Origin of the sequence: Streptomyces kebangsaanensis, assembly GCF_001906585.1 — a bacterium.
Classification (GTDB): Bacteria; Actinomycetota; Actinomycetes; order Streptomycetales; family Streptomycetaceae; genus Streptomyces; species Streptomyces kebangsaanensis.
In genome coordinates this window covers 18,481-44,089 of sequence record NZ_JUJA01000097.1, presented here as the reverse complement: position 1 = coordinate 44,089, position 25,609 = coordinate 18,481, and the positions used below count along the sequence as shown (strand labels likewise).

Here is a 25,609-nt window from a genome sequence, read left to right as displayed (position 1 = left end):
CCAGCCGTGTCCCGTGGTCGGCCGCCGCTCCCGGGCGTGCCGGAGACGCGCCGCACACCGACGGCCCGTGCCTCCGCGCTGCCGCGTTGGCAGTGCTTGGGGGCTGTGGAACGCTGGCTGTACGTCCGGTATCTCCATATCGAGCTCGAACGGGTGAGGCCGGCCGCCTCCCGGGAGCCCCCTGGTCCCAGACTCCCGTTCGGGACAAGGAACAGCCATGACGACGACCGACCACGCTCACGACAGCGGCGCCCACAGCGACCCCACCCTGTACCGCACTCCGGCGGACGCCGTCGCCGCACCCCCGGAGGAGCTCGCCTATGTCGTCGGTTTCGACCCGACCGCACAGCGCGCGGACGCGTTGTTCACCGTCGGCACCGACCCCGAGTCCCCCCTGTACGGCCGCGTGATCTCCCACGTCGAACTGCCCGACCCGGGCAACGAACTGCACCACTTCGGCTGGAACGCCTGCTCGAGCGCGCTGGCGCACGCCGGTCATCATCACGCCGCGCGGCGCTACCTCATCGTCCCGGGACTGCGCTCCTCCCGGCTGCACGTCCTCGACACCGGCCCCGATCCCGCCCGCCCGCGCCTGGTCAAGGTGATCGAGCCCGAGGAACTGGCTGCCAAGGCCGGGTATTCACGTCCGCACACACTCCACTGTGGTCCCGACGGAATGTTCCTGTCCTGCCTGGGCGGCGCGGACGGTGCGGACGGGCCCGGCGGCGTAGCGCTGCTGGACCACGAAAGCTTCGAAGTGCTGCGCGCCTGGGAGAGCGACCGCGGACCGCAGTGGTTCGCCTACGACCTCTGGTGGCACCTGCGCCAGAACATCGCCGTGACCAGCGAGTGGGGGACCCCCTCGATGATCGAGGACGGCCTCGTCCCCGAACTGCTGCTGGACCGCCGGTACGGCCACGCACTGCACTTCTGGGAGCTGGACTCCGGCCGGCACCTGCAGCGCGTCGATCTGGGGGACGAGAACCAGATGGTCCTGGAACTGCGCCCCGCGCACGACCCCGAGGCCACGTGGGGGTTCACCAACACCGTGGCCAACGTGGAGGACCTGTCGGCGTCGGTGTGGCTGTGGAACCGGGAGGGCGAGGACTTCGTCGTCCGCAAGGTGGTCACCATCCCCGCGGAGCCCGCGCGAGCGGAGGACCTGCCCCCGGCGCTGCAGCCGTTCGGCGCCGTGCCCCCGTTGATCACCGACATCGACCTGTCGGTGGACGACCAGTGGCTGTACGTATCCGCATGGGGAACCGGCGACCTCTTCCAGTACGACGTGAGCGACCCGTTCCATCCCAGGCGGACCGCGTCCGTGCGTCTTGGCGGCGTCGTCGGCCGACAGCAGCACCCCGCCGAGCCGGACACTCCGCTGACGGGCGGAGCGCAGATGGTCGAGCTCAGCCGCGACGGACGGCGCGTGTACCTGACGAACTCCTTGTACTCCGCCTGGGACGCACAGTTCTATCCCGCGGGCATCGACCCGTGGATGGTCGAACTCGACGCCGACACCTCGCACGGCGGGCTCTCCGTCGACAGCCGCTTCTTCCCGCACGGCCCGGACTTCCTCGGCCTGCGCGTGCACCAGACACGCCTGCAGGGCGGCGACGCCTCCTCGGACTCGTACTGCTACCGTCGCTGACCGCTTACGCCCCACGAGCCCGGTCGGATGAGCGAAAGGCGGGGCTAGAGGGTGCTTTCAGCGCCGATCCCGCGCAGGATCCTGGGCAGGGCGGTGCCGATCGGTTCCCGTACGACCTCGTCGGCGCGGTCGTCGTACGGGGTCGGCTCGGCGTTGACGATGACCAGGCGTGCGCCGTGGTCGGCGGCGACGCCCGCGAGGCCGGCGGCGGGCTGGACCTGGAGGCTGGTGCCGACGGCGATGAACACCTGGCAGGCCTTGGTGATCGCGACGGCCTCGCCGAGCACCTGCGGGTCGAGGCGTTCGCCGAACATCACGGTGGCCGACTTCAGGATGCCGCCGCAGTTCCGGCAGGGCGGGTCGTCCTCCCCGGCCTCGACCCGGGCGAGGGCGTCCTCCATCGGCCCGCGCGCGTGACACCGCGTGCACACCACACTGCGCACGCTGCCGTGCAGTTCCAGTACCTTGCGGGCGGGCATCCCGGCGAGCTGGTGCAGCCCGTCCACGTTCTGCGTGATCACCCGCACCGGCACCCCGGTCCGCTCCAGCTCGGCCACGGCACGGTGCGCGGCGTTCGGCTCGGCCCGCAGGGTGCGGTTCTTGCGGCGCATCTGCCAGGACCGCCGCCGGATGTCCGGGTCGTTCATGTAGTACCCGTACGTCACGAGCTTCTCGGCCTCGGGATCCTTCCGCCACAGCCCGTTTGGGCCGCGATAATCAGGGATGCCGGAATCGGTGGAGATGCCGGCGCCGCTGAGGATGGCGACGAGGGGCTTGGTCATGAGACCGAGGGTAGAGCGGGGGATCCGGGCGGGCGAACGGATATCCGCCCGCGCCCGGACCCGGCGGTGCTACCGTCCGCGCATGGCCAAGGTCACCGTGTCGCTCGACGCCGAGCTCGTCGTGGAAGTGATGGTTCTCGCCGGAGTGGGCAGCCCGCAGGACGCCGTCGAGCTGGTCGTCCGCGACTACATCGAGCGCGGCCACCGTACGGAGGCCAGGGTCGCCGAGCGTGACGAGGCGCTGCGCGAGGTGGACGTCGAGCCCCGGGACGTCGAAGGATGAACCGCTCGGAGTGATCAGCCGGCGTGGTGGCCGTCCTCCAGCTCCGCCGGGCCCGTGCCGTCGGCCAGGACGTCGAGGGCGGCCAGGACGCGGCGGCCCGTGGCGGCCGGCAGGTGGGCGGTGAGTTCGTCGCGGGGGACCAGGCGCCAGGACAGCAGCTCCTCCTCCTGCAGGTGGATCGCCTTGAGGTCGTCGTCGGTGAGGACGCCGCCGTCGTAGAGGTACGCCACCAGCGGCGGGCGCCCGGTGCCGGGCACCCAGTCGACCGCGAGCAGCGGGCCGAGCTCACGGTCGAGACCGATCTCCTCCAGCGTCTCGCGGCGCGCACCCTGGCGCGGGGTCTCGCCGTCGTCGGACTCGACCGTGCCGCCCGGCAGCGCCCACCCCTCCCGGTAGTTCGGTTCGACGAGGAGCACCCGGCCCCGCTCGTCACGGAAGAGGGCGGCGGCAGCGGCGAGGACGCGGGGGAGCCCGGCGATGTACGTGGCGTAGTCCGAAACGGTCATCCAAGCAGGGTAACGAGCCTTGTCAGCCGTTTCCCGGGGCATCATTCCGTTTCGGATCATGGGTCCCGCGCATAAGGCCACGGCCGGCTGCGGGAGCGCACGGAGACGCCCCGCCGGGCGGCGAGTAGCGGCGGGGCGTCCTGACGTCCAGGAGAACGACGGAGACCCTACGACGGGCCTACGCCGCGGCCGGGGGCGGCTCCGGGTCTCGTACCAGCAGCTCATCACCGGCTGGGAAGCGCGTCGAACCACCTTCCTTCCAGATGACGACGATGGCCAACCTGGTGGCCGTCGGCGGCGGTGGGTTACGGCATTGCCGTGAATGCCTCCCGGTGGTCGCGTGCCCACTGCTCGAACGTGCCCGCCGGTCGGCCGAGTACCTGTGACACGTGGTCGGTGACATAGGCCGCACCGCCGGCGCGCGCCCAGCCGATGCCAGTGATCATCCCGGCCGGCAACTGGTCGAGCGCGCTCGCGTCGGTGATCTTGACCGGCCGTTCCAGCACGCGCTCCATGATCGCCGCCTGGTCCGCGAACGTCAGCAGCTCTGGCCCGGTCAGGTCGTACCGCTGCCCGTCGTGCGCATCGCTGGTCATGGCGGCAACTGCGACAGCAGCCACGTCCCTCGGGTCGACGATGGCCTGCCGGGAGTCGCCGGTCAGGTTTGGGATCGGCTCTCCGGCCTGGATCAGCGCCCGGTACCACAAGAAGTTCGAGGCGAAGCTCGGTGGGCGGAGCATCGTCCACACGAGCCCGCTGGCCTCGATCGCATCCTCCGCGGCGAGGTGCCACGCGCCGACGGTCGCCCCGTCGACCCGCTCGCCGCTGCCGATGGCGGACAGCTTGACAATCTTACGGACGCCCGCTGCCCGCGCGGCCGTGACCAGGGCGATGTCGTGGTCCGCGGTCGGCACGGGGGGCACGGTTACGAGGAAGACCGTGTCGACGTCGGCCACCGCGCGTGCCAGCGACGCCGGGTCGTCGAAGTCGGCCCGTACCCCTCCGGGTCGCTCGCGGCGGGACATTGTCCGGAACGGCACGCCCCGCTCGGTGAGTAGACGGACGACGTGACTACCGATGGTGCCGGTGGCACCGGTAACAAGGATCATGCTCCGACGATGACAGTGCTCCCCCGCCGCGTGATAGGAAGTTTCGGCACTATCGTGGATCGCGTGAGTTCTCTTGTCGTGCCGCCCGGCCTTCTGCGATGGGTGGCCGGGATCGATGTCGCTACGGCTGCGGGTTCGGCGGCGGTCGACGTGCCCGATCACGCCACCACACTTCTCCTGCGCATCGATAAGCGTGAGCTGATCGTCATGGGCCCCCGCACCCGGGCCTCCTATCACGTCGGCGCGCCTGTCCACTCGTGCGTGCGGGTTCGCATGCGGCCGGGTCGTGCCCAAGTCCTGCTCGGCCGCCCGCTGCGTGATCTCGCCGACCGGGCCCTGCCGCTTCGCGAACTACCGGGCCTGGGCGTCGACCAGCTCGCCGCCGACCCGATCGCCGCTCTCGAAAAAGCACTGGCCGATCGACCGGAGCCGTCAGGGCGGCTTGAAGAGGCGGCACGTCTACTTGTCGGCGCCACTGTCGCCGCAACCGCGGCTCGGTTGCACATAAGTGAGCGCCGCCTGCATACCCTGTTCACCGACGGCACCGGCTTGCCCCCCAAGCACTTCGCACGCATCGACCGCGTTCGCACCGTGCTTGCGGCCGATGCCGGCCGGTGGTCGGACATCGCCACGACGGCGTGTTACCGAGCATCTTGCAGAAAGCCCCGGCGTTCACGCCGGGGATGAATGCATCTCTGGACTGTTCTGACCCGCGGGTCACAGCGGACGTTGTTGCTGCTCGATGTACGTGCGGATGATCGACAGCGGCGCCCCGCCGCACGAGGCGGAGAAGTACGAGGGCGACCACAGATGCCCGTGCATGATGGCCCGGTTGGTCCGGCCGGTGAATTCCTGCCGTATCCGTCGGGCGGAGACCCCTTTGAGTGAGTTGACCAACTTGGAGACGGCGACCTTCGGCGGGTAGTTGATCAGCAGATGCACGTGATCGCGTTCCCCGTTGAACTCCTTCAGCTCCGCCTCGAAGTCCTCGCACACCTTCCGCATGATCTCTTCGCAGCGTGTCAGCATCTCGTCGTTGAACACGCCGCGCCGGTACTTCGTCACGAAGACCAAGTGCACATGCATCGCCGAAACAACCTGCCTGCCACGCCTGTAGTCGTTCTGTCCATCCATGAGACCAATCGTAGTAGGATCACGGGCTGTGCAGCTCCGCTACAACTACCGGGCCTACCCCGATGCCGCCCAGCGCCGTGCGCTGGCGAGGGCGTTCGGATGCGCCCGCGTGGTGTGGAACGACTGCCTGCGCACCCGGAAGGAGGCGCACGCGGCCGGACTGCCCCATGTGAAGTCGGTGGAGCTGTCCAGGACCCACATCACCGAGGCCAAGCGCACCCCGGAGCGGGCCTGGCTGGCCGACGTGTCGGCGGTCGTCCTGCAACAGTCCCTGCGAGACCTGGACACCGCCTACAAGAACTTCTTCGACGGCCTCAAGGGCAAGCGGCAGGGCCGGAAGGTGGGCCCGCCCCGGTACAAGTCGAAGAAGGACACCCGGCAGTCCGTCCGGCTGAACACCAACGCGTTCTCCCTCCAGGCGGGCGGCACGGTGTACGTGGCCAAGGTCGGCAACCTCAAGGTCAGGTGGTCCAGGCCCCTTCCGGCCGCGCCGACCAGCCTGACCGTCACCAAGGACAGCGCGGGCCGGTACTTCCTCAGCTTCGTCGTGGACACCGACCCCGCGCACCTGCCCGAGGCGGAGACGGAAGCCGGCATCGACCTCGGCCTGTCCGCCTTCGCCGTCCTCTCCGACGGCCGGAAGATCGACAGCCCCCGCTTTCTGCGCCGGGCGGAGAAGAAGCTCAAGCGGCTTCAGCGGGAGTTGTCCCGCAAGGTGAAGGGATCGAAGAACCGGGCCAAGGCCCGGATCAAGGTCGCACGCCAGCACGCCAGGGTGGCCGACCGGCGCCGGGACTTCCACCACAAGGCATCCACACAGATCATCCGCGACAACCAAGCGGTGTATGTGGAAGACCTCCAGGTGTCCGGTCTCGGCCGTACCCGGCTCGCCAAGTCCGTGCACGACGCGGGATGGTCCGCGTTCGTCGGCATGCTTCGGTACAAGGCCGCCAGGCACGGCCGGTACTTCGCCCGCATCGCACGCTTCGAGCCGACCTCCCAGGTCTGCTCCGCGTGCGGCGTCAAGGACGGCCCCAAACCCCTCCACGTCCGCGAGTGGACCTGCCGGGCGTGCGGGACCGTCCACGACCGCGACCAGAACGCAGCCCGCAACATCCTGGCCGCCGGACGGGCGGACAGGCTAAACGCCTCGTGGAGCGCCGGTAAGACCAGGGCGAAAGTCCCGGCACAGCGCGGTGAAGCAGGAAGCCCCCGGAAGGGTCGGACGACCCAGGCCGGAATCCCTGGCCTTTAGGCCAGGGAGCATGTCAATACGACCAGTCCCACATGACGGCCGAGTTCCGCCACTTCATGGGTGTACCGCCGGCCGCGTTCACCGCGGGTCGGCGTCCCGCCGCGACTCCGTGCACTGTCTGAGTTCCAAGTCCGCGTATCGGGATGGTGTCTCCCGTGGCCCCGTGCCGGCGGGCACGGGAGGACGCCGGAGTCTGCACGGGAAGTCGGAACGACATATGCCCGTGCTCGCCAGGCAAGTGCGCCGGACGGCCGGGCGATCGTCGATGCCCTTCTGTTCAAGGCGCGCACCGGGTGCGGCTGGCACAGCATCGAGGTGCCCGAGGGCGCGAACTGGGTGACCGTGCGCATCCGGTTCAACTGCTGGATGCGCGCCGGTGCGTGGGACGAGACCATGAAGGCGGCATTCTTCCGGCGGGCATGCCCGTGCTGCCGTCGCTCAAAATTGAGAGCTGCGTGGACCCGCGCGTCATGCCTTCCGGCACGAGGAAGCACCTGCGGAAATCCCAGCGGTGACCGTCAGCGCAACGCACCGGATTCCCGGTCCCGTCCCCCAAGGCGCCGGGACCGGGACACGGTGTGGCTACATGCGCGCGGCGACCTTGCGGGCCAGGTTCTCCAGCCGCTGGGCATTGTCCGCCCGGTCCGCCACCACGGTCATCGCGACCCAGGTGCCCGATTTGTTGAACAGGAGTCCGAACGTCCCGATGTGCCTCCCAACTCCCGCGCCTCCTGCGGAGAGATGAGCTTGCACGGGTCCGCCGGGGCCTGCCTCGGTGGAGCGGAGGGGGTGACTCCCCCCTCGCGCGTGGACGTGGACGGCGCGGAGCCGACCGAGGGCGCCTCCTTGCCGGAGCTGCCGCAGCCGGTCAGGGCGAGGGCCGCGAGCAGGGCCGTGGACAGCAACGCCGAGCTTTGGCGTACACGGGTGAGGGCCATGGCACGTTCTCCTGGTTCCTGCCGACGGTCAGGGTTGGCACGGCCGTGCCGGACCAGGATTCCGGCTCGCGGGACGAAAGTCTCCGGCTGGAACGTAACGGTGACAGCCGTGTGGTCGTGTTGTGGAGGAGTGCGAGAAGGCCGGATGGAACGCACCGTGCCCTAGCAGGCGCCGCGCAGTGCGGCCGTGTCAGTCGGCGAGGACGGCCAGGCGCAGCGTGCGGTCCGCGAGTTCGGTGATGTGTACGCCGTCGAAGCCGAAGACCGCGCTGCGGACCGTGTCCTCCAGGGGGTCCTTCCACTGGGCGGGAACGGCGGCGGCGCCCGTCAGGACGCCGGCCACCGAGCCGGCCGTCGCGCCGTTGGAGTCGGTGTCCAGGCCGCCGCGGACGGTGAGGGCGAGGGTGCGGGTGAAGTCGCCCTCGCCGTAGAGGAGGCCGGCCGTGAGGACGGCGGCGTTCGGGACGGTGTGGATCCAGCCGAGGCCGGCGGTCTCGTCCGCGAGCGTGGCCAGGGCGTCCTCCCAGGGCACGCGCGCCTCGTGCAGGGAGACGACGCGGCGCACCGTGCGGGCCAGGCGGCTGCTCGCCGGGATCACCGTGAGCGCGGTGTCGACGGCGGAACGGACGGTCGGGGCGGTGAAGGCCGCCGCGATCAGGGCCGCCGCCCACTGGGCGCCGTAGACGCCGTTGCCGGTGTGGGACAGCACCGCGTCGCGGCGGGCGAGGGAGGCGGCGCGGCGTGGGGCGTCGGGGCTGGTCCAGCCGTAGACGTCGGCGCGGATCAGGGCGCCGATCCACTCCTGGTACGGGTTGTCGTACGTGGCCGTCAGGGGCGGCTTGAGTCCGTTGACCAGATTGCGGTACGCCGCCCGTTCCGCGGTGAACGTCTGCAGGTACGGCAGCCGCAGCAGCCACAGGTCGCCGACCTGCTCGGTGCTGAAGGCGAAGCCGTGCGTCTCCAGGAGGTGCAGGCCGAGGATCGCGTAGTCGACGTCGTCGTCGCGGCAGCTGCCGTGGATCCGGCCGCGGACGCAGCCGCGCCACTCGGGGCGCAGGTCGTGGGCGTCGTCATCGGCCGATGGTTCGGGCAGGTAGTCGGTGAGCGGCAGCGCGGCCGCCTTGCGCAGGTAGCGGTCGATGCGGTCGCGCGTCCACACCTCGCCCTGCTCGACCGGTTTGCCGAGCATGTTCCCCGCGACACGGCCCAGCCATCCGCCGAGGATGCGGTCGGCGAGCTCCGCCTCGGTGCCCACGGTGCCCATAGGGGTCATAGGGACGGTCTACCCGATTCCGGGGGCGGTCGCGCGGGACATGGCGGTGGGGGCCGCCGCCGGTTAGGGTCGCAGCGGCGCGGCCGGCCCTGACGTGCGGGGTCCGGTGGAGAGCGAGGGGATGGCAAGGTGGCGGACGCTGCAGTGCACGGCACCCGGAGGGTGCTGGTTGCCGCGGACAAGTTCAAGGGGTCGCTGACGGCCGTGCAGGTGGCCGAGCGCGTGACGGGCGGACTGCGCCGGGTCGTGCCGGACCTGGAGGTGGAGGCGCTGCCGGTGGCCGACGGCGGCGACGGGACCGTGGACGCGGCGGTCGCGGCCGGGTTCGAGCGCCGGGAGGTACGGGTCGCGGGTCCCCTCGGGGACGAGGTGACCGCCGCGTTCGCGCTGCGCGGCGACACGGCGGTCGTGGAGATGGCCGAGGCCAGTGGGCTGCAACGGCTGCCGGCGGGCGTGTTCGCGCCGCTCACGGCGTCCACGTACGGCTCCGGGGAGCTGCTGCGCGCCGCGCTGGACGCGGGCGCGCGGACGATCGTGTTCGGCGTCGGCGGGAGCGCGACGACGGACGGGGGCGCGGGGATGCTGTCCGCGCTCGGGGCGCGGTTCCTGGACGCGGACGGGCAGCCGGTCCCGCCCGGCGGCGGGGGACTGGCGGAGCTGGCCGACGCGGACCTGTCCGGGCTGGACCGGCGGCTGGGCTCCGTCGAGCTCGTGCTCGCCAGCGACGTCGACAATCCGCTGACCGGGCCGAAGGGCGCGGCGGCGGTCTACGGGCCGCAGAAGGGCGCCTCGCCGGACGCCGTGGAGACGCTGGACGCGGCGCTCGCACACTTCGCGAAGGTGCTGGAGGGGGCGGTCGGGGCGCGGGCGGCGGAGTACGCGGCGTCGCCCGGCGCGGGGGCGGCGGGCGGTGTCGGGTACGGGGCACTGCTCCTCGGGGCGCGTTTCCGGGCCGGCATCGAGGTCATGCTCGATGTGCTGGGCTTCGCCCCGGCGCTGCGGCGGGCCTCGCTGGTGATCACCGGTGAGGGCTCCCTGGACGAGCAGACCCTGCACGGCAAGGCCCCGGCGGGCGTCGCCGCGGCGGCGCGCGCCGCGGGCAAGGAGGTCGTCGCGGTCTGCGGCCGGCTGGCCCTCGAGCCGGAGGTCCTGGGGCGGGTCGGCATCCGCCGGGCCTACGCCCTGACCCAGTTCGAGCCGGACGTCTCCCGGTGCATCGCGGACGCGGGGCCGATCCTGGAGCGGGTGGCCGAGCGGATCGCCCGGGACCTGTTGCTCTGACAGCTGCTTTGCCCATCCGCCCGCCCGGCTCGGTGGAAGGAAGGCGGCTGTTACCGGGGCTCCGCCCCAGACCCCGGATCTCTGCCCATCCGCCCGCCCGGCTCGGTGGAAGGAAGGCGGCTGTTCCCGGGGCTCCGCCCCAGGCCCCGGCGGGGACTGCGTCGCCTGCACCCCGGCGGGGGCTCCGCCCCGGGCTCCTGTGAGGGCTCCGCTCCGGATCCCTGCGTGTCCTCGGTCCCCCGCTCGTCGTGTGCCCCGGAGCCGGGCGTCCGGTGGCCGCCGTACCAGGGGTCCTGCCGGGGCCGCACCGCTGACGGCTTCCGTCCTCATGGCGAAGGGCCCCCGAACCGCTTCACGGTTCGGGGGCCCTTCGCCGTCGTACGACCCGGCGGAGCGCTACGGCAGCTGTGCTGCCCGTGCCTCGCGGCGGTTGTCGCGGAAGTTGTTCACCCGGCGGGCCGTGGCGAACAGGGGGATCACCGCGGCCATGACCAGCTGCAGGGCACAGCCGGTCTGGAGGAGGAGCTGGCCGCTCGGGGCGTCGAAGGCCCAGGCCGCCAGGAGGCCCATGGACAGGACGATCCAGGAGAGCATGGCCACCGCGAGGCGGCCGCGGGGCTTCGGGTACTCCACCCGGCTCACCATCAGCCACGCGGTGCCGATGATGGCCAGCAGCGTCGCCACGAAGGGCAGCTCCAGCAGGACGATCGAGACCACCGTCAGCGCGCCGAAGGGTGAGGGCATGCCCTGGAACATGCCGTCCTTCAGCGTCACGCACGAGAAGCGCGCGAGCCGCAGGACCACCGCCAGCAGCACCACGATCGCGCCCAGTGCCGCCACCCTCTGGTGGGCGTCGTCCGCGACCATGCCGTAGACGAGGACGAAGTACGCCGGGGCCAGGCCGAAGCTGATCAGGTCGGAGAGGTTGTCCAGCTCCGCGCCCATGGGGGAGGAGCGCAGCTTCCTCGCGACCAGGCCGTCGAACAGGTCGAAGACCGCCGCGCACAGCATCAGGATGACCGCCGTGGCGGCGCTGTGCCGGGCCATGCCCGCCGAGTCGTCGCTGCCGGTCAGGTGCGGGATCAGGATGCCGGTGGTGGTGAAGTACACCGCCATGAAGCCGCACGTGGCGTTGCCCAGAGTGAGGGTGTCCGCTATCGACAGGCGCAGAGAGAGGGGCATCTCCTCCTCTTCGTCCACCCCGTCGGCCTCGGGCACCCAGCCCGCCTGGGTCTCGGGATCAATCACGGTCAAGGCGAGTCACCCCAGCCACGGTCTTCTGGCCGACCTCGACCGCCACCTCCACGCCCTCGGGCAGGTACAGGTCGACGCGCGAGCCGAAGCGGATCAGACCGATCCGCTCGCCCTGCTCGACCTTCGTGCCCGACGGGACGTAGGGGACGATGCGGCGGGCCACCGCGCCGGCGATCTGGACCATCTCGATGTCGCCGAGCTCGGTGTCGAAGTGCCAGACGACCCGCTCGTTGTTCTCGCTCTCCTTGTTGAACGCCGGAACGAATCCGCCGGGGACGTGCTCGACCGACGTGACCGTGCCGGCGAGCGGGGCACGGTTGACGTGGACGTTCAGCGGGCTCATGAAGATCGCGACGCGAGTGCGGCCGTCCTTCCACGGCATGATGCTCTGCACCACACCGTCGGCGGGCGAGATGACCCGGCCCTGGGCGATCTCGCGCTCGGGGTCGCGGAAGAACCACAGCATCCCCGCCGCGAGCGCGGTGGCGGGGACGGCTACGGCCTTGGCGGCACCCGAGCGGCGGGCACGGACCAGGCTGACGGCTGCGGTCGCGACGGTCGGAAGAAGCCACGGCGATGCTCCGCGCGCGAGGCGGATCCGGCCGCTGGGTGCAGAGGTTTGGCTGTGGGGCATGGATGACCTTCGTAGCGGATGATGCCGCGCTTTCGACGGGGGACGGCGGCTTTCCGGCGATCGTAGCGGCTAAGCGCCGTAACTGGGTAAGCCGAGCTGCCGAGTCGGCGGCGGAAGAGCGCTGACGGGGTGTGATCTTCTTCTCGGAGAAAACACCCCGTACGCGGACAATCAGCCCTGGAAGCGATACTCTTCGAGGAGTCGGCGGCCGATGATCATTTTCTGGATCTCGGCGGTACCTTCACCGATGAGCAGCATCGGGGCCTCGCGGTACAGGCGCTCGATCTCGTACTCCTTGGAGAAGCCGTAGCCGCCGTGGATGCGGAAGGCGTCCTCCACGACCTCCTTGCAGTACTCGGAGGCCAGGTACTTCGCCATGCCGGCCTCGAGGTCGTTGCGCTGACCGGAGTCCTTCTTGCGCGCGGCGTTCACCATCATCGCATGCGCCGCCTCGACCTTGGTGGCCATCTCCGCCAGCTTGAACTGGATGGCCTGGTGCTGGGCGATCGGCTTGCCGAAGGTGTGGCGCTGCTGGGCGTACTGCACACCCAGCTCGAAGGCGCGCTGGGCGACGCCGCAGCCGCGGGCGGCGACGTTGACGCGGCCGACCTCGACGCCGTCCATCATCTGGTAGAAGCCGCGGCCGGTGACGCCGCCGAGCACCCGGTCGGCGGGCACCCGCAGCCCGTCCATGATCAGCTCGGTGGTGTCGACGCCCTTGTAGCCCATCTTGTCGATCTTGCCGGGGATGGTCAGGCCGGGGCGGACCTCGCCGAAGCCGGGTTCCTTCTCCACCAGGAAGGTCGTCATCGACTTGTGCGGGGCCGTGCCCTCGGGGTGGCCCTCGTCACTGCGCACCAGGACCGCCACGAGCGAGGACGTGCCGCCGTTGGTCAGCCACATCTTCTGGCCGGCCAGGACGTACTCGTCGCCGTCCCTCACCGCCTTCGAGGTGATCGCCGAGACGTCCGAGCCCAGGGCGGGCTCGGACATCGAGAACGCGCCCCGGACGTCACCGAGCGCCATCTTCGGCAGGAAGTACTCCTTCTGCTCCTGCGTGCCGTGCTGCTTGAGCATGTAGGCGACGATGAAGTGCGTGTTGATGATGCCGGACACCGACATCCAGCCGCGGGCGATCTCCTCCACGCACAGCGCGTACGTCAGCAGCGACTCGCCCAGCCCCCCGTACTCCTCGGGGATCATCAGACCGAACAGGCCCAGCTCCTTCAGGCCGTCCACGATGGCTTGCGGGTACTCGTCGCGGTGCTCCAGCTCGGTGGCGACCGGGATGATCTCCTTGTCGACGAAGTCCCGGACGGTGGAGACGATCTCCTGCTGGACGTCGGTCAGACCGGCGGTCTGGGCGAGGCGCGCCATGGCTACTTCTCCTGCTGCTTGGGCTCCGGGCGGCCGGGCTGCTCGCCGCCGCGCTCCTTGATGTACGTCTCGGTCGGCACCATCACCTTGCGGCGGAAGGTGCACACCAGCGTGCCGTCCTGCTTGTAGCCCCGGGTCTCGACGTGGACGATCCCGCGGTCGTTCTTCGACTTCGACGGCCACTTGTCCAGCACCGTCGTCTCGCCGTAGATCGTGTCGCCGTGGAAGGTCGGCGCCACGTGCCTGAGCGACTCGATCTCCAGGTTGGCGATCGCCTTGCCGGAGACGTCCGGCACCGACATGCCGAGCAGGAGGGAGTAGACGTAGTTCCCGACGACGACGTTCCGGCCGAAGTCCGTCGTCCGCTCCGCGTAGTGGGCGTCCAGGTGGAGCGGGTGGTGGTTCATGGTGAGGAGGCAGAACAGGTGGTCGTCGTACTCCGTGACGGTCTTGCCCGGCCAGTGCTTGTACACCGCCCCGACCTCGAACTCCTCGTAGGTGCGTCCGAACTGCATGACCGTCACGCCTCCGGGGTCTCGAACTTGCTGGTGCGCCGCATGCCGGCCGCGCGGCCCTTGCCCGCGATGACCAGCGCCATCTTCCGGCTGGCCTCGTCGATCATCTCGTCGCCGAGCATCGCCGAGCCCTTCCTGCCGCCCGCCTCGGACGTGCAGTACTCGTACGCGTCCAGGATCAGCTCGGCGTGGTCGTAGTCCTCCTGGGAGGGCGAGAACACCTCGTTGGCGGCGTCCACCTGGCCGGGGTGCAGCACCCACTTGCCGTCGAAGCCGAGCGCGGCGGCGCGGCCGGCCACCTCGCGGAAGCCGTCGACGTTGCGGATCTGCAGGTAGGGGCCGTCGATCGCCTGGAGGTCGTTGGCGCGGGCGGCCATCAGGATCTTCATCAGGATGTAGTGGTAGGCGTCCGCCGGGTAGCCGGGCGGCTGCTCGCCCACGACCAGGGACTTCATGTTGATCGACGCCATGAAGTCGGCCGGGCCGAAGATGATCGTCTCGATGCGCTGGGAGGCCCGCGCGATCTCGTTGACGTTGTTCAGGCCCTGGGCGTTCTCGATCTGCGCCTCGATGCCGATCCGGCCGACCTCGAAGCCCATGGTCTTCTCGATCTGGGTCAGCAGCAGGTCGAGCGCGACGACCTGCTGGGCGTCCTGCACCTTCGGCAGCATGATGCAGTCCAGGTTCTGGCCCGCGCCCTCCACGACCGTCACCACGTCCCGGTACGTCCACTCGGTCGTCCAGTCGTTGACCCGCACCACGCGCGTCTTGCCCGCCCAGTCGCCCTCGTTGAGGAACTTGACGATGGTGTGCCGCGCCTCCGGCTTGGCCAGCGGCGCGCACGCGTCCTCCAGGTCCAGGAAGACCTGGTCGGCGGGGAGGCCCTGCGCCTTCTCCAGGAAGCGGGGGTTGCTGCCCGGTACGGCCAGGCAGGAACGCCGGGGGCGAAGGCGGTTGACCTGGGGAGCAGGGCTGGTCATGCGGGGACCTCCAGGGGGTCGAGCTTGTTCGCGTTGCGGATCTCGTCGACGATACGGCCGATGATCCCGGTGATGTCGAAGTCCTTCGGGGTGAAGACCGCGGCCACTCCCGCGGCCCTGAGCTGTTCGGCGTCGCCGCCCGGGATGATCCCGCCGGCGATCACCGGGATGTCGGCCGCGCCGGCCTCCCGCAGCCGCCGGAGCACGTCCGGCACCAGCCGGGCGTGCGAGCCGGAGAGGATGGACAGGCCGACCGCGTGCACGTCCTCGGCGAGGGCCGCGTCCACGATCTGCTCGGGGGTGAGCCGGATGCCCTGGTAGACCACCTCGAAGCCGGCGTCGCGGGCCCGTACGGCGATCTGCTCGGCGCCGTTGGAGTGGCCGTCCAGGCCCGGTTTGCCGACCAGGAAGCGCAGCTTGCCCACGCCGAGGTCCCGGGCCGTCGCGTCCACCTTGCGGCGCACCTCGGACAGGGCCGAGCCCGCCTCGGCGGTCACGGCCACCGGCGCGGACGACACACCGGTCGGCGCCCGGAACTCGCCGAACACCTCGCGCAGCGCCCCGGCCCACTCGCCGGTCGTGACACCCGCGCGGGCGCACTCCAGGGTGGCCTCCATGAGGTTCTCGGTGCCCTTGGCGGCCTCCTTCAGCCGCTCCAGCGCCTTGCACGGGCGCGGGTGGTTGAAGGGCGGCTGGTACCGCGTGTCGCGCCAGTTCCGCAGCGAGGCGACGACGCGGGCCTCGACCGCCGGGTCGACCGTCTGGATCGCGGTGTCCAGGTCGGCCGTGAGCGGGTTCGGCTCGGTCCCCTCGAATATGTTGACGCCGACGATCTTCTCCCGGCCGGACTCGATCCGGGCCCGGCGCTCGGCGTGCGAGGCGACCAGCTGCGACTTCAGGTAGCCGGACTCCACGGCGGCCAGCGCGCCGCCCAGCTCCTGGATGTGGCCGATCTCGGCGAGGACCGCCTCGACCAGCTCGTCCACCTTCGCCTCGATCACCTTCGACCCCTCGAAGATGTCGTCGTACTCCAGCAGGTCGGACTCGTACGCCAGCACCTGCTGGATGCGCAGCGACCACTGCTGGTCCCAGGGCCGGGGCAGGCCGAGGGCCTCGTTCCAGGCCGGCAGCTGCACGGCACGCGCGCGTGCGTCCTTGGAGAGGGTGACGGCCAGCATCTCCAGGACGATCCGCTGGACGTTGTTCTCCGGCTGGGCCTCGGTCAGGCCGAGGGAGTTGACCTGGACGCCGTAGCGGAAGCGGCGGTGCTTGGGGTTCTCGATGCCGTACCGCTCACGTGTGATCCTGTCCCAGATGCGGCCGAACGCCCGCATCTTGCACATCTCCTCGACGAAGCGAACGCCCGCGTTCACGAAGAAGGAGATCCGGCCGACCACGTCGCCCATGCGCTCCTGCGGCACCTGGCCGGAGTCGCGCACGGCGTCGAGCACGGCGATCGCGGTGGACATCGCGTACGCGATCTCCTGCACCGGAGTGGCGCCCGCCTCCTGCAGGTGGTAGCTGCAGATGTTGATCGGGTTCCACTTGGGGATGTGGGAGACCGTGTACGCGATCATGTCCGTCGTCAGGCGGAGTGACGGGCCCGGCGGGAAGACGTGCGTGCCGCGGGACAGGTACTCCTTGACGATGTCGTTCTGGGTCGTTCCCTGGAGCTGGGTGATGTCCGCGCCCTGCTCCTCGGCGACGACCTGGTAGAGCGCCAGCAGCCACATGGCCGTGGCGTTGATCGTCATCGAGGTGTTCATCTGCTCCAGGGGGATGTCCTGGAACAGCCGGCGCATGTCACCCAGGTGCGCGACCGGTACGCCGACCCGGCCGACCTCGCCGCGGGCGAGGATGTGGTCGGGGTCGTAGCCGGTCTGCGTCGGCAGGTCGAAGGCCACCGACAGACCCGTCTGGCCCTTGGCGAGGTTGCGCCGGTACAGCTCGTTGGACGCCTCGGCCGTGGAGTGACCGGCGTACGTCCGCATGAGCCACGGCCGGTCCCTTTCTTTCCGCGCCTGCGCCGCGGGCGCGGACTCCCTCCGCTCTCCGGAGGACTGACGCTCACTCATGTGCGCCTCTCAGATGTTCCGGAAGCGGTTGATGGCGTCGATGTGCCGGGCGCGCATCTCCTCGTCGCGCACGCCCAGGCCCTCCTCGGGGGCCAGGCACAGCACGCCGACCTTGCCCTGGTGCAGGTTGCGGTGCACGTCGTGGGCGGCCTGCCCGGTGTCCTCCAGCGCGTACACCTTGGACAGCGTCGGGTGGATCTTGCCCTTGGCGATGAGGCGGTTGGCCTCCCAGGCCTCGCGGTAGTTGGCGAAGTGCGAGCCGATGATCCGCTTCAGGGACATCCACAGGTAGCGGTTGTCGTACTCGTGGTTGTAGCCCGAGGTGGAGGCGCAGGTGACGATGGTGCCGCCCTTGCGCGTGACGTAGACGGAGGCGCCGAAGGTCTCGCGGCCGGGGTGCTCGAAGACGATGTCGACGTCCTCGCCGCCGGTGAGCTCGCGGATGCGCTTGCCGAAGCGCTTCCACTCCCTGGGGTCCTGGGTGTTCTCGTCCTTCCAGAACTTGTAGTCCTCGGCGGTGCGGTCGATGATCGCCTCGGCGCCCATGGAGCGGCAGATCTCCGCCTTCTGCGGCGAGGAGACGACGCAGATGGGGGTGGCGCCGCCGGCGAGGGCGAACTGCGTGGCGTAGCTGCCGAGGCCGCCGCTCGCGCCCCAGATGAGCACGTTGTCGCCCTGCTTCATGTCGGCGCCGTTGCGGGAGACCAGCTGGCGGTAGGCGGTGGAGTTGACCAGACCCGGGGCCGCGGCCTCCTCCCACGACAGGTGCGCCGGCTTCGGCATCAGCTGGTTGGACTTCACCAGGGCGATCTCGGCGAGGCCGCCGAAGTTGGTCTCGAAGCCCCAGATGCGCTGCTCGGGGTCGAGCATCGTGTCGTTGTGGCCGTCGGACGACTCCAGCTCGACGGACAGGCAGTGCGCGACGACCTCGTCACCAGGCCTCCAGGCGTTGACGCCGGGGCCGGTGCGCAGGACGACGCCCGCGAGGTCGGAGCCGATGATGTGGTACGGCAGGTCGTGGCGCCTGGTGAGCTCGCTGAGCTTGCCGTAGCGCTCCAGGAAGCCGAACGTCGGCAGCGGCTCGAAGATCGAGGTCCACACCGAGTTGTAGTTGACCGAGGAGGCCATGACGGCCACCAGGGCCTCGCCCGGGCCGAGTTCGGGCAGCGGGACGTCGTCGAGGTGGATCGACTTGCGCGGGTCCTTGTCACGGGTGTCGAGCCCCGCGAACATCTCCGTCTCGTCCTTGTGCACGGTGATCGCGCGGTACGACTCGGGGAGCGGCAGGGCGGCGAAGTCCTCCGACGTGGAGTCGGGCGACTGGATCGCGTCCAGGATGTCCTTCACGGTCACGGTGTTGCCTCCGGCGATGAGCGCCCTGAGGGAGGGGCGCTGAGGGTTACGTCGGTGCTGCTGAGGATCGGTGAGGGTGTGCCGTCGGTTCGGCCGGGATGCCATCGGTTCGGCGGGTGGAACTTCGGCGGCGCTTTGTGGCGCGGGAGGTGCCTGTGACGCAGGCGTCCGGGCGGGCAGGCCAGTCCTGGCTTGCCGGGACAGCCGGCGTGCGTACGGTCTCGCACGCCGGCCGCCCGGACACCTCCAACGTATGACACCGCGTGTCACCCCGCAAGGCACTGAGTGCCAGAATTTTCGCTCAGACGAAAACTTTACGCATCAAATGAGCGATGATCGATCGAATCGGCCCTCGGAGGCGGGCGAAAAAGGGCCCTGACATGCCAAAACGGCCACCCCGCAGGGTGGCCGTCATCACACAGCGCGCGGCGCGGCGAAAGGCTCTCAGCGGCCCTTCAGAGCCTCCTCGATGGTCCGCATGACCTCCGCCAGCGGGGCGTCGGTGCGGGCGACCGTCACCAGGACCTCGCCCTGCCGGGTCGCCGCCGCGGAGGGACCGCCGGCGGGCGCCGACGACGCCGTGGAGCGGCCGGCCCCGATCCCGCTGCCGAAGGTCCTGCGGACGATCGCGAAGGCGTGGTCCAGCTGCGCCTCCACGTCCCCCTGGCCGTCCGCCCGCAGCCAGCGCCGCAGCACGTGGTTGTGCGCGGTGACCACGGCCGAGGCGGCGACCTCCGCGAGCAGCGGGTCGTCGTTGGCGTCGTCGGCGTGCGCGCGCTCGTCGAAGTGGCCCAGCAGATAGCGCGTGAACAGCCGCTCGTAGCGGGCCACCGAGGCGATCTCCGCCTCACGCAGTGTGGGGACCTCGCGGGTCAGCTTGTAGCGGGCGACCGAGATGTCCGGCTGCGCCGCGTACATCTTCATGACTTCCTTGATGCCCCGGCACACCGTGTCGAGCGGGTGCTCGTGCGCGGGCGCGGCGTTGAGGACCGCCTCGGCGCGGATCAGGGTGTCGTCGTGGTCCGGGAAGATCGCCTCTTCCTTGGAACGGAAGTGGCGGAAGAAGGTGCGGCGGGCGACTCCGGCCGCCGCGGCGATCTCGTCGACCGTGGTCGCCTCGTACCCCTTGGTCGCGAACAGCTCCATCGCGGCGGCCGCCAGCTCCCGGCGCATTCTGAGCCGTTGGGCGGCCGCGCGAGAGCCCGCGGCGCTCTCCGGCGCGTCGGGCGTGGCTGGTGTACGTGAGGACTTGGCGGGCTGGGACATGACCCGAACGTACTGCATTCGTGCAGCGTGGTGCGCCTGTCCCCGGTTTCCGCCGTCCTCGGCGGGCGGGGGAGCGGCCGCCGGGTCCAGCAGACCGCCCCACTCCCGCCCGTCTCGGAACCAGTCGCCGGGACGCTCAGCGGCGGGCATGTTCGCGGAAGCCGCGGCCCGTCTTGCGGCCGAGGCAGCCCGCGGCCACCAGGTGCTCCAGGAGCGGAGCCGGGGCCAGGCCCGGGTCGCGGAACTCGCGGTGCAGCACCTTCTCGATGGCCAGCGAGACGTCCAGGCCGACGACGTCCAGCAGCTCGAAGGGGCCCATCGGGTAGCCGCCGCCGAGCTTCATCGCCGCGTCGATGTCGTCCAGGGACGCGTAGTGCTCCTGCACCATCTTGATCGCGTTGTTGAGGTACGGGAACAGCAGGGCGTTGACGATGAAGCCGGCGCGGTCCCCGCAGTCGACGGCATGCTTCTTGATCTTCACGCACACCTCGCGGACCGTCGCGTGGACGTCGTCCGCGGTCAGCACCGTACGGACGACCTCGACCAGCTTCATCGCCGGCGCCGGGTTGAAGAAGTGCATGCCGACGACGTCCTGCGGGCGCGAGGTGGCACGGGCGCAGGCGACCACCGGGAGCGAGGAGGTGGTGGTGGCCAGCACCGCGCCCGGCTTGCAGACCTTGTCCAGCGTCGCGAACAGCTGCTGCTTGACCGCCAGGTCCTCGGCGACGGCCTCCACGGCCAGGTCCACGTCGGCGAAGTCGTCGCAGGAACCGGTCGCCCTGATCCGGTCCAGGGCCCGCGCGGCGGCCTCGGCGGTCAGCCGCCCCTTGTCGACCGAGCGCGAGAGCGACTTGCCGACACGGGCCTTGGCGGCCTGCGCCTTCTCCTCGCTGCGGGCGGCCAGCACGACCTCGTACCCTGCCTTGGCGAACACCTCGGCGATGCCGGAGGCCATGGTGCCCGAGCCGGCGACGCCCACGGAGCGGACCGGACGGCCGGGGGTCAGGACGTCCCCGTCCAGCGGGGTCAGGGCGTCCCGCACGACGGTGCCGCTGCCCGGCGCCTCGTAGGTGTAGAAGCCGCGACCCGCCTTGCGGCCGGTCAGGCCGGCCTCGCTGAGCTGCTTGAGGATCGGCGCGGGGGCGTGCAGCCGGTCGCGCGACTCGGCGTACATGGCCTCCAGGACCGTACGGGCGGTGTCGACGCCGATCAGGTCGAGCAGCGCCAGCGGGCCCATCGGCAGGCCGCAGCCGAGCCGCATCGCGGCGTCGATGTCCTCGCGGGAGGCGTACTTCGCCTCGTACATCGCGGCGGCCTGGTTCAGGTAGCCGAACAGCAGCCCGTCGGCGACGAAACCGGGCCGGTCGCCGACCGCGACGGGCTCCTTGCCGAGCTCCAGAGCGAGGTCGGTGACGGCGGCGACGGCCTGCGGGGCGGTCAGCACCGAGGAGACCACCTCGACCAGCCTCATGGCCGGCGCCGGGTTGAAGAAGTGCAGGCCGAGGACGCGCTCGGGGCGGGCGGAGTCGGCGGCCAGGCGGGTCACCGACAGGGCGTTGGTGCCGGTGGCCAGGATCGCCTCCGGCCGGACGATGCCGTCCAGCTCCCGGAAGATCTGCTGCTTGATCCCGTACGACTCCGGCGCCACCTCGATGACCAGGTCGGCGTCCGCCGCGGCGGTCAGATCGGTGGAGGTGCGCACCCGGGCGAGGACGTCCGCGCGCTCCTGCCCGGTCAGGCGCCCGCGCTCCACGGCACGGGCGGTGGAGGCCTCCAGGGCGGCGACGGACCGGGCGGCCGCGGCCTCGCTGACGTCGATGCCGACGACCTCGCGGCCGGACCGGGCGAGGACTTCGGTGATGCCGGTGCCCATGGTGCCGAGGCCGACGACGGCGATCGTCTTCAGCGGGGACAGAGGGGTGTCGGAGAAGGGAGTGGCCATCGCGGGACTCCAGAGATGAGGGTGACGACTGGGAACGCGCCCCGGTGCGCCGGGGGGCGCACCGGGTGCGGAGGGAAAGGAGTGCGGGTGTCGCCGGGCTGCGAGCGCACACGCCCGGTGCCGATCGCCGTTCGCGCCTGTGCGCCCGGCAAGCGGCGGAACCGACCGGCTCTGTCCCGAAGCCGAGTCGTACTGCGGTACCTGAGGTACCGAACCGACAGCACTCGCGGTGGCTGCGTCACCAGGCCACTGCGAGGTGGTGCGAGTGGGTGACTCGCTCGTCTGAGCTTAACCCGCGGGTAACGAGCACGCCACCCCCTTGAGTTTGTGATGCGGGTCCCACGCGGGCGGTCGCACCCCTAGGCTGGCGTCGTGGACGAAGAGTCGCGATCGCTCACGGAGCGCTTACGGCAGGAGTCGGGCGGGTCGGCGGCGTACGAGCGCCTGGCCGCCACCCGGGACACGGACGAGCTGGCCGAGGTCCTCATGGCCCCCGGACAACCGCTGTGGGCCAGGGAGCTGGCCGCGTTCCGGCTCGGCCTGGCCGGCGACCGGCGGGCCTTCGAGGCGCTGGTCCTGCTCCTGAACCACCGCGACCCGCAGCGCTGCGCCTCCGCCGCCCACGCCCTGGCACGCCTCGGCGACCCCCGCACCGCCCGCGCGGCGGCGGCCCTGGCCACCAACGAACTCCGCGTCGCCTACGCCCTGCACCCGGTACGGCTCCTGGTGGAACTCCACGCCCCCGAGGCCGTCCCCGCCCTGATCACCACCCTGGAACGCCGCCTCCGTCCCCACGACCCCCACCGCCGCGTGGCCCTCGCCTGCATCGAGGGCCTGGGCACCCTCGGCGACCCCCGGGCCCGCCCGGTCCTCACCGAGGCCCTGGCCCACCCGGCCCTGGCGGAGGCGGCGGTCCACGCCCTGGCCCGCATTCCGCGACCGGGGTGACGGGCTCAGCCCAGCAGCTCCCTGACGTACCGCACCTCGGGCACGGCGACCCCGTCCACCTCGAAGGACTGCGCGGTCCCGTCCGCGCGGAACCCCGCCCGCTCGTAGAAGCGCCGGGCTCCGGTGTTCTCCTTCAGGACCCACAGGAACATGCGCGTGTGCCCGAAGGTCGTGCACCTGCGCACGGCCTCGGCCAGCAGCGTGCGCCCGATACCGCCGCCGCAGCGCGCCGGATCCACGAAGAGCGCGTACAACTCGGGTTCCCCGGTGAGGACTTCACCGCCCCGGTAGGGACCGTGGCACGCCCAGCCGAGGACTTCGCCGTCCAGTTCGGCGACCAGGTCCACCACGCTGCCGTCGTCCCGCGCGAGACGTGTGCGGCATCGCTCGGCGTCCCGCTCGGCACTGAGCGTGTCGAGGTACGACTGCGGCATGAGGCCCGGGTAGGCGCTTCGCCGGCCGCGCACGCGGATCTCGGCGACCCGGTCGCAGTCCGCGAGGGTCATCCGCCGGACGAGGGGGGCCGTCACCCGGGCACCACCGCGAACGCCTCGATCTCCATCAGAACTCCGGACGGACCAGGGCGGAGACCTGGACCGCCGAGGAGGCGGGCAGGCGGTCGTCGGGTATGTGGGTGGCGCGGACGGCCGGGAGGTGGGCCATGTCCGTGACGGAACAGGTGAGTTTGACGACGTCCTCGAAGCCGGCCCCCGCCGCGGCCAGGCAGCGGCGCAGGTTCTCGAAGACCTGACGCGCCTGCGCGGCCGGGTCGCCCTCGCCGACGAGCTCGCCCTCCTCGTCCAGGGGGAGCCGGCCGGAGACCGCGACGAAGCGGCCGGTGCCCATGACGACGTGGGAGTGCTGCGCGGCGGGGGCGACCCCGGCGGGGGCGGGAATCCTGGTCGGCTCACTCATGCGTCCATGGTGGACCATGGGTCCGACAGCGCCCGCCCCCACGAGGTGGATCAGCCGCGGAAGCGGACGAGGTCGTGCAGCGTCGCGCCGCGCGCGGTGTCGGAGCCGGACGTGGCCGCCAGGGCGGACGCCTTCTTCGTGCTCAGCGGCTTCGGGTCGGGCAGCTTCTTGCACACCGCGTCCGCGACGCCGTGCCCGCGCGGCACCTTGCCGTTGGTCAGGTACGTGGCCAGGTGCTTGTCCAGGCAGGCGTTCCCGCTCAGCGTGACGCCGTGGTTGCCGCCGCCCTGCTCGACGACCAGGCTGGAGTTCCGCAGCAGACGGTGCACCGTGACACCGCCCGGGTACGGGGTGGCCGCGTCGTCGGTCGCCTGGAACAGCAGCGCCGGCGGCAGCTTGCTGTTGGCGACGTTCACCGGGCGCTGCGAGGAGACCGGCCAGAAGGCGCAGGGCGCGTTGTACCAGGCGTTGTTCCAGGTCATGAACGGCGCCTTGGCGTGCACGGCCCAGTTGTCCTTGCTCCACTGACGCCAGTCGCGCGGCCAGGCGGCGTCACGGCACTGCACCGCGGTGTAGACGCTGTAACCGTTGTCGTCGGAGGGGCCGACGGCGGCGAAGTCGTCGTACGCCTCGATGAGCGGACCGGTGTTCTTGTTGTTCACGTACGCCGCGAACGCCTGGGCCAGATAGGGCCAGTAGCCGTTGTAGTAGCCGCCCGGGATGAAGGTGTCCTCCAGTTCGGAGGCGCCGACCTTGCCGCCCGCGGGCTTCTTGGCGAGCGCCGCCCGCATCGCGTACCACTTGGCCTCGACCTTGGCCGGGTCGGTGCCCAGCCTGTACGTCGAGTCGTGCTTGGCGATCCACGCCGTGAAGGCGTGCTGCCGGCCCTCGAAGGCGTAGTTCTGCTGGATGTTGTCGTCGTACCAGACGCCGGTCGGGTCCACGATCGAGTCCAGGACGAGCCGGCGCACCCGATCCGGGTAGAGCTTGGCGTACACCGCGCCGAGGTAGGTGCCGTAGGAGTAACCGAAGTAATTGATCTTCTTCGCGCCGAGGGCCTTGCGGATCGCGTCCATGTCGGCCGCCGCGTTGACCGTGTTGATGTGCGGCAGCACGCCCGCGTACTTCTTGCCGCAGGCGGCGGCGAAGTCCTTCGCGCGCTTGAGGTTGGCCTTCTCGATCGCGGGCGTGCCCGGCACCGAGTCGGGGCGCACCGGTTTGAAGTGGCCCGGCTTGCAGTCCAGGGCGGGGGAACTCTTGCCCACCCCGCGCGGGTCGAAGCCGATGACGTCGTACTGGGCCGCGACCGACTTGGGCAGCGAGGAGGCGACGAACCCGGCCAGCGACAGACCGCTGCCGCCGGGACCGCCGGGGTTGACCAGCAGGGGGCCCTGGTACGTCTTCGCGGTGTGCGGGACGCGGGACAGCGCCAGAGTGATCTTCTTCCCGGACGGGTGTCTGTGGTCGAGCGGCACCTTCACCGACCCGCACTGGAGCGTCGGGTAGTTCGTGGTGCCGCACTTCTTCCACGTGACCTTGACGGCCTTCGCGGCGGCTGCGGGGTGCGGCGTGCTCGCCTCGGCGGGGACGGCCGTGAGGGATCCGGCCATGACGACGGCGGCACCGCACAGCACGGCAGCGCTTCTTCTCATACGTCCTCCCAGGACGGAGAGGCTGCGGACCGCGGGTCTCGCGATCCTCGCCGCATCGTCCCGGAAAGCACCTCCGGAAGAACGCGTTCTGGCAAATCTTGACCCAATCGCGCCGCGTGATGCGCTCGAACAACCTCAAATCGGCGTAAGTTGGGTCGGTTCGGTCATCTGAAGCGGCATCGGCTCGGGCGGCCGGACGCGGCGCGGCATCCCCGCGCGCGTGGGGCCGATTGACGTACTCCCTTGCCAGGACGTGCGCCTGACGAAGGGTCCGGCGCACCGCCCAGTCGGGCGCGGGGCGACGCGCGGAGCGACACCTCGACCGAAGCGCCGTTTCGCCTTCCCGAGGGGACCCCGCACCACTCGCCGCGTGCGCCGGTCGTCAAGGGGGGCGGGCTCTGGGGTGTTGGGAGCATACCGGGCGGGGGAGAGTCGCGGGCCTCTGGTGGGGTGCGTCACCGCTGTTCGGTGCGTGCGGCTCGGTGGCGG

At 70.8% G+C, this 25,609-nt stretch carries 23 protein-coding genes and 2 pseudogenes; 7 read left to right on the top strand and 18 right to left on the bottom strand.

Annotated features, from left to right (window positions below; genetic code table 11):
• Window positions 1–217 precede the first annotated feature (217 nt).
• The gene (locus RH94_RS14505) at window positions 218–1,648 is read left to right on the top strand and encodes a selenium-binding protein SBP56-related protein (RefSeq protein ID WP_073948019.1); all 1,431 of its coding nucleotides are present in this window, start codon (window positions 218–220) and stop codon (window positions 1,646–1,648) included.
• 44 nt (window positions 1,649–1,692) lie between these two features.
• Here the strand turns inward: RH94_RS14505 and RH94_RS14500 are convergent, their stop codons facing one another.
• On the bottom strand, window positions 1,693–2,430 hold the full coding sequence (locus tag RH94_RS14500; RefSeq protein ID WP_073948018.1) for an SIR2 family NAD-dependent protein deacylase: 738 nt from the start codon (window positions 2,428–2,430) through the stop codon (window positions 1,693–1,695).
• Between the two features lie 82 nt (window positions 2,431–2,512).
• Between RH94_RS14500 and RH94_RS14495 the strand changes: the two genes are divergently transcribed.
• Window positions 2,513–2,713: a type II toxin-antitoxin system VapB family antitoxin gene (locus RH94_RS14495; RefSeq protein ID WP_073948017.1), complete on the top strand. Its 201-nt coding sequence runs from the start codon at window positions 2,513–2,515 to the stop codon at window positions 2,711–2,713.
• Window positions 2,714–2,727: 14 nt separating this feature from the next.
• Here the strand turns inward: RH94_RS14495 and RH94_RS14490 are convergent, their stop codons facing one another.
• Together RH94_RS14490 and RH94_RS14485 are read right to left on the bottom strand one after the other, a co-directional pair.
• The gene (locus RH94_RS14490) at window positions 2,728–3,219 is read right to left on the bottom strand and encodes an NUDIX domain-containing protein (protein WP_073948016.1); all 492 of its coding nucleotides are present in this window, start codon (window positions 3,217–3,219) and stop codon (window positions 2,728–2,730) included.
• A 305-nt stretch (window positions 3,220–3,524) separates the two neighbouring features.
• A complete protein-coding gene (locus RH94_RS14485) occupies window positions 3,525–4,328 on the bottom strand; it encodes an NAD(P)H-binding protein (protein ID WP_073948015.1) in 804 nt (267 codons plus the stop codon).
• Between the two features lie 63 nt (window positions 4,329–4,391).
• Between RH94_RS14485 and RH94_RS14480 the strand changes: the two genes are divergently transcribed.
• Window positions 4,392–5,015, top strand: a complete 624-nt coding sequence (locus RH94_RS14480) for a helix-turn-helix domain-containing protein (protein ID WP_234425767.1) — start codon at window positions 4,392–4,394, stop codon at window positions 5,013–5,015.
• Window positions 5,016–5,045: 30 nt separating this feature from the next.
• Here the strand turns inward: RH94_RS14480 and tnpA are convergent, their stop codons facing one another.
• A complete protein-coding gene (tnpA, locus tag RH94_RS14475; RefSeq protein WP_073948014.1) occupies window positions 5,046–5,462 on the bottom strand; it encodes an IS200/IS605 family transposase in 417 nt (138 codons plus the stop codon).
• Window positions 5,463–5,490: 28 nt separating this feature from the next.
• Between tnpA and RH94_RS14470 the strand changes: the two genes are divergently transcribed.
• Window positions 5,491–6,717 carry an RNA-guided endonuclease InsQ/TnpB family protein gene (locus tag RH94_RS14470; RefSeq protein WP_073948013.1) on the top strand — a complete coding sequence of 409 codons (1,227 nt, stop codon included), beginning with the start codon at window positions 5,491–5,493 and terminating at the stop codon, window positions 6,715–6,717.
• A 60-nt stretch (window positions 6,718–6,777) separates the two neighbouring features.
• A pseudogene (locus RH94_RS46645) lies at window positions 6,778–7,095 on the top strand (hypothetical protein); the annotation flags it as partial.
• A gap of 204 nt (window positions 7,096–7,299) precedes the next feature.
• On the opposite strand, the gene RH94_RS43335 reads toward RH94_RS46645, so the two are convergent.
• Entirely contained in the window at window positions 7,300–7,470 is a 171-nt protein-coding gene (locus RH94_RS43335) for a hypothetical protein (RefSeq protein ID WP_234425766.1), read from the bottom strand.
• Between the two features lie 375 nt (window positions 7,471–7,845).
• Window positions 7,846–8,919 (bottom strand): ADP-ribosylglycohydrolase family protein, encoded by a 1,074-nt coding sequence (locus RH94_RS14460; RefSeq protein ID WP_073948011.1) that lies wholly within the window; start codon window positions 8,917–8,919, stop codon window positions 7,846–7,848.
• Between the two features lie 153 nt (window positions 8,920–9,072).
• Between RH94_RS14460 and RH94_RS14455 the strand changes: the two genes are divergently transcribed.
• Window positions 9,073–10,209 (top strand): glycerate kinase, encoded by a 1,137-nt coding sequence (locus tag RH94_RS14455; RefSeq protein WP_073948010.1) that lies wholly within the window; start codon window positions 9,073–9,075, stop codon window positions 10,207–10,209.
• A gap of 396 nt (window positions 10,210–10,605) precedes the next feature.
• On the opposite strand, the gene pssA is transcribed toward RH94_RS14455, so the two are convergent.
• From pssA to RH94_RS14410, 9 genes are all read right to left on the bottom strand, one after another.
• On the bottom strand, window positions 10,606–11,427 hold the full coding sequence (gene pssA, locus RH94_RS14450) for a CDP-diacylglycerol--serine O-phosphatidyltransferase (protein WP_073948029.1): 822 nt from the start codon (window positions 11,425–11,427) through the stop codon (window positions 10,606–10,608).
• A gap of 22 nt (window positions 11,428–11,449) precedes the next feature.
• Complete coding sequence (locus RH94_RS14445; RefSeq protein WP_073948009.1) at window positions 11,450–12,097, bottom strand: phosphatidylserine decarboxylase; 648 nt, start codon at window positions 12,095–12,097, stop codon at window positions 11,450–11,452.
• 171 nt (window positions 12,098–12,268) lie between these two features.
• The gene (locus RH94_RS14440; protein WP_073948008.1) at window positions 12,269–13,474 is read right to left on the bottom strand and encodes an acyl-CoA dehydrogenase family protein; all 1,206 of its coding nucleotides are present in this window, start codon (window positions 13,472–13,474) and stop codon (window positions 12,269–12,271) included.
• A gap of 2 nt (window positions 13,475–13,476) precedes the next feature.
• Entirely contained in the window at window positions 13,477–13,989 is a 513-nt protein-coding gene (locus RH94_RS14435) for a MaoC family dehydratase (protein WP_073948028.1), read from the bottom strand.
• Window positions 13,990–13,994: 5 nt separating this feature from the next.
• The gene (locus RH94_RS14430) at window positions 13,995–14,969 is read right to left on the bottom strand and encodes an HpcH/HpaI aldolase/citrate lyase family protein (RefSeq protein ID WP_073948007.1); all 975 of its coding nucleotides are present in this window, start codon (window positions 14,967–14,969) and stop codon (window positions 13,995–13,997) included.
• Window positions 14,966–17,044, bottom strand: coding sequence for a protein meaA (locus RH94_RS14425; protein ID WP_073948006.1), 2,079 nt, complete (start codon window positions 17,042–17,044; stop codon window positions 14,966–14,968). The genes RH94_RS14430 and RH94_RS14425 overlap by 4 nt, the downstream gene beginning before the upstream one ends.
• 9 nt (window positions 17,045–17,053) lie before the next feature.
• Window positions 17,054–18,391, bottom strand: a complete 1,338-nt coding sequence (gene ccrA / locus RH94_RS14420) for a crotonyl-CoA carboxylase/reductase (RefSeq protein ID WP_199880954.1) — start codon at window positions 18,389–18,391, stop codon at window positions 17,054–17,056.
• A 450-nt stretch (window positions 18,392–18,841) separates the two neighbouring features.
• The gene (locus RH94_RS14415; protein WP_199880952.1) at window positions 18,842–19,681 is read right to left on the bottom strand and encodes a TetR family transcriptional regulator; all 840 of its coding nucleotides are present in this window, start codon (window positions 19,679–19,681) and stop codon (window positions 18,842–18,844) included.
• A 118-nt stretch (window positions 19,682–19,799) separates the two neighbouring features.
• Window positions 19,800–21,605, bottom strand: coding sequence for a 3-hydroxyacyl-CoA dehydrogenase family protein (locus RH94_RS14410; protein ID WP_073948003.1), 1,806 nt, complete (start codon window positions 21,603–21,605; stop codon window positions 19,800–19,802).
• A 372-nt stretch (window positions 21,606–21,977) separates the two neighbouring features.
• On the opposite strand from RH94_RS14410, the gene RH94_RS14405 reads away from it, so the two are divergent.
• A complete protein-coding gene (locus tag RH94_RS14405) occupies window positions 21,978–22,553 on the top strand; it encodes an adenylosuccinate lyase (RefSeq protein WP_073948002.1) in 576 nt (191 codons plus the stop codon).
• Between the two features lie 5 nt (window positions 22,554–22,558).
• Here RH94_RS14405 and RH94_RS14400 read toward each other — a convergent pair whose 3' ends face one another.
• The 3 genes and pseudogenes from RH94_RS14400 to RH94_RS14390 form a co-directional block, all read right to left on the bottom strand.
• A complete protein-coding gene (locus RH94_RS14400) occupies window positions 22,559–23,083 on the bottom strand; it encodes a GNAT family N-acetyltransferase (RefSeq protein ID WP_234425764.1) in 525 nt (174 codons plus the stop codon).
• Window positions 23,080–23,468, bottom strand: a pseudogene (locus tag RH94_RS14395) (RidA family protein). The gene RH94_RS14400 and the pseudogene RH94_RS14395 overlap by 4 nt, the downstream one beginning before the upstream one ends.
• A 50-nt stretch (window positions 23,469–23,518) precedes the next feature.
• Window positions 23,519–25,120, bottom strand: a complete 1,602-nt coding sequence (locus tag RH94_RS14390) for an alpha/beta hydrolase (protein WP_073948001.1) — start codon at window positions 25,118–25,120, stop codon at window positions 23,519–23,521.
• Window positions 25,121–25,609 lie beyond the last annotated feature (489 nt).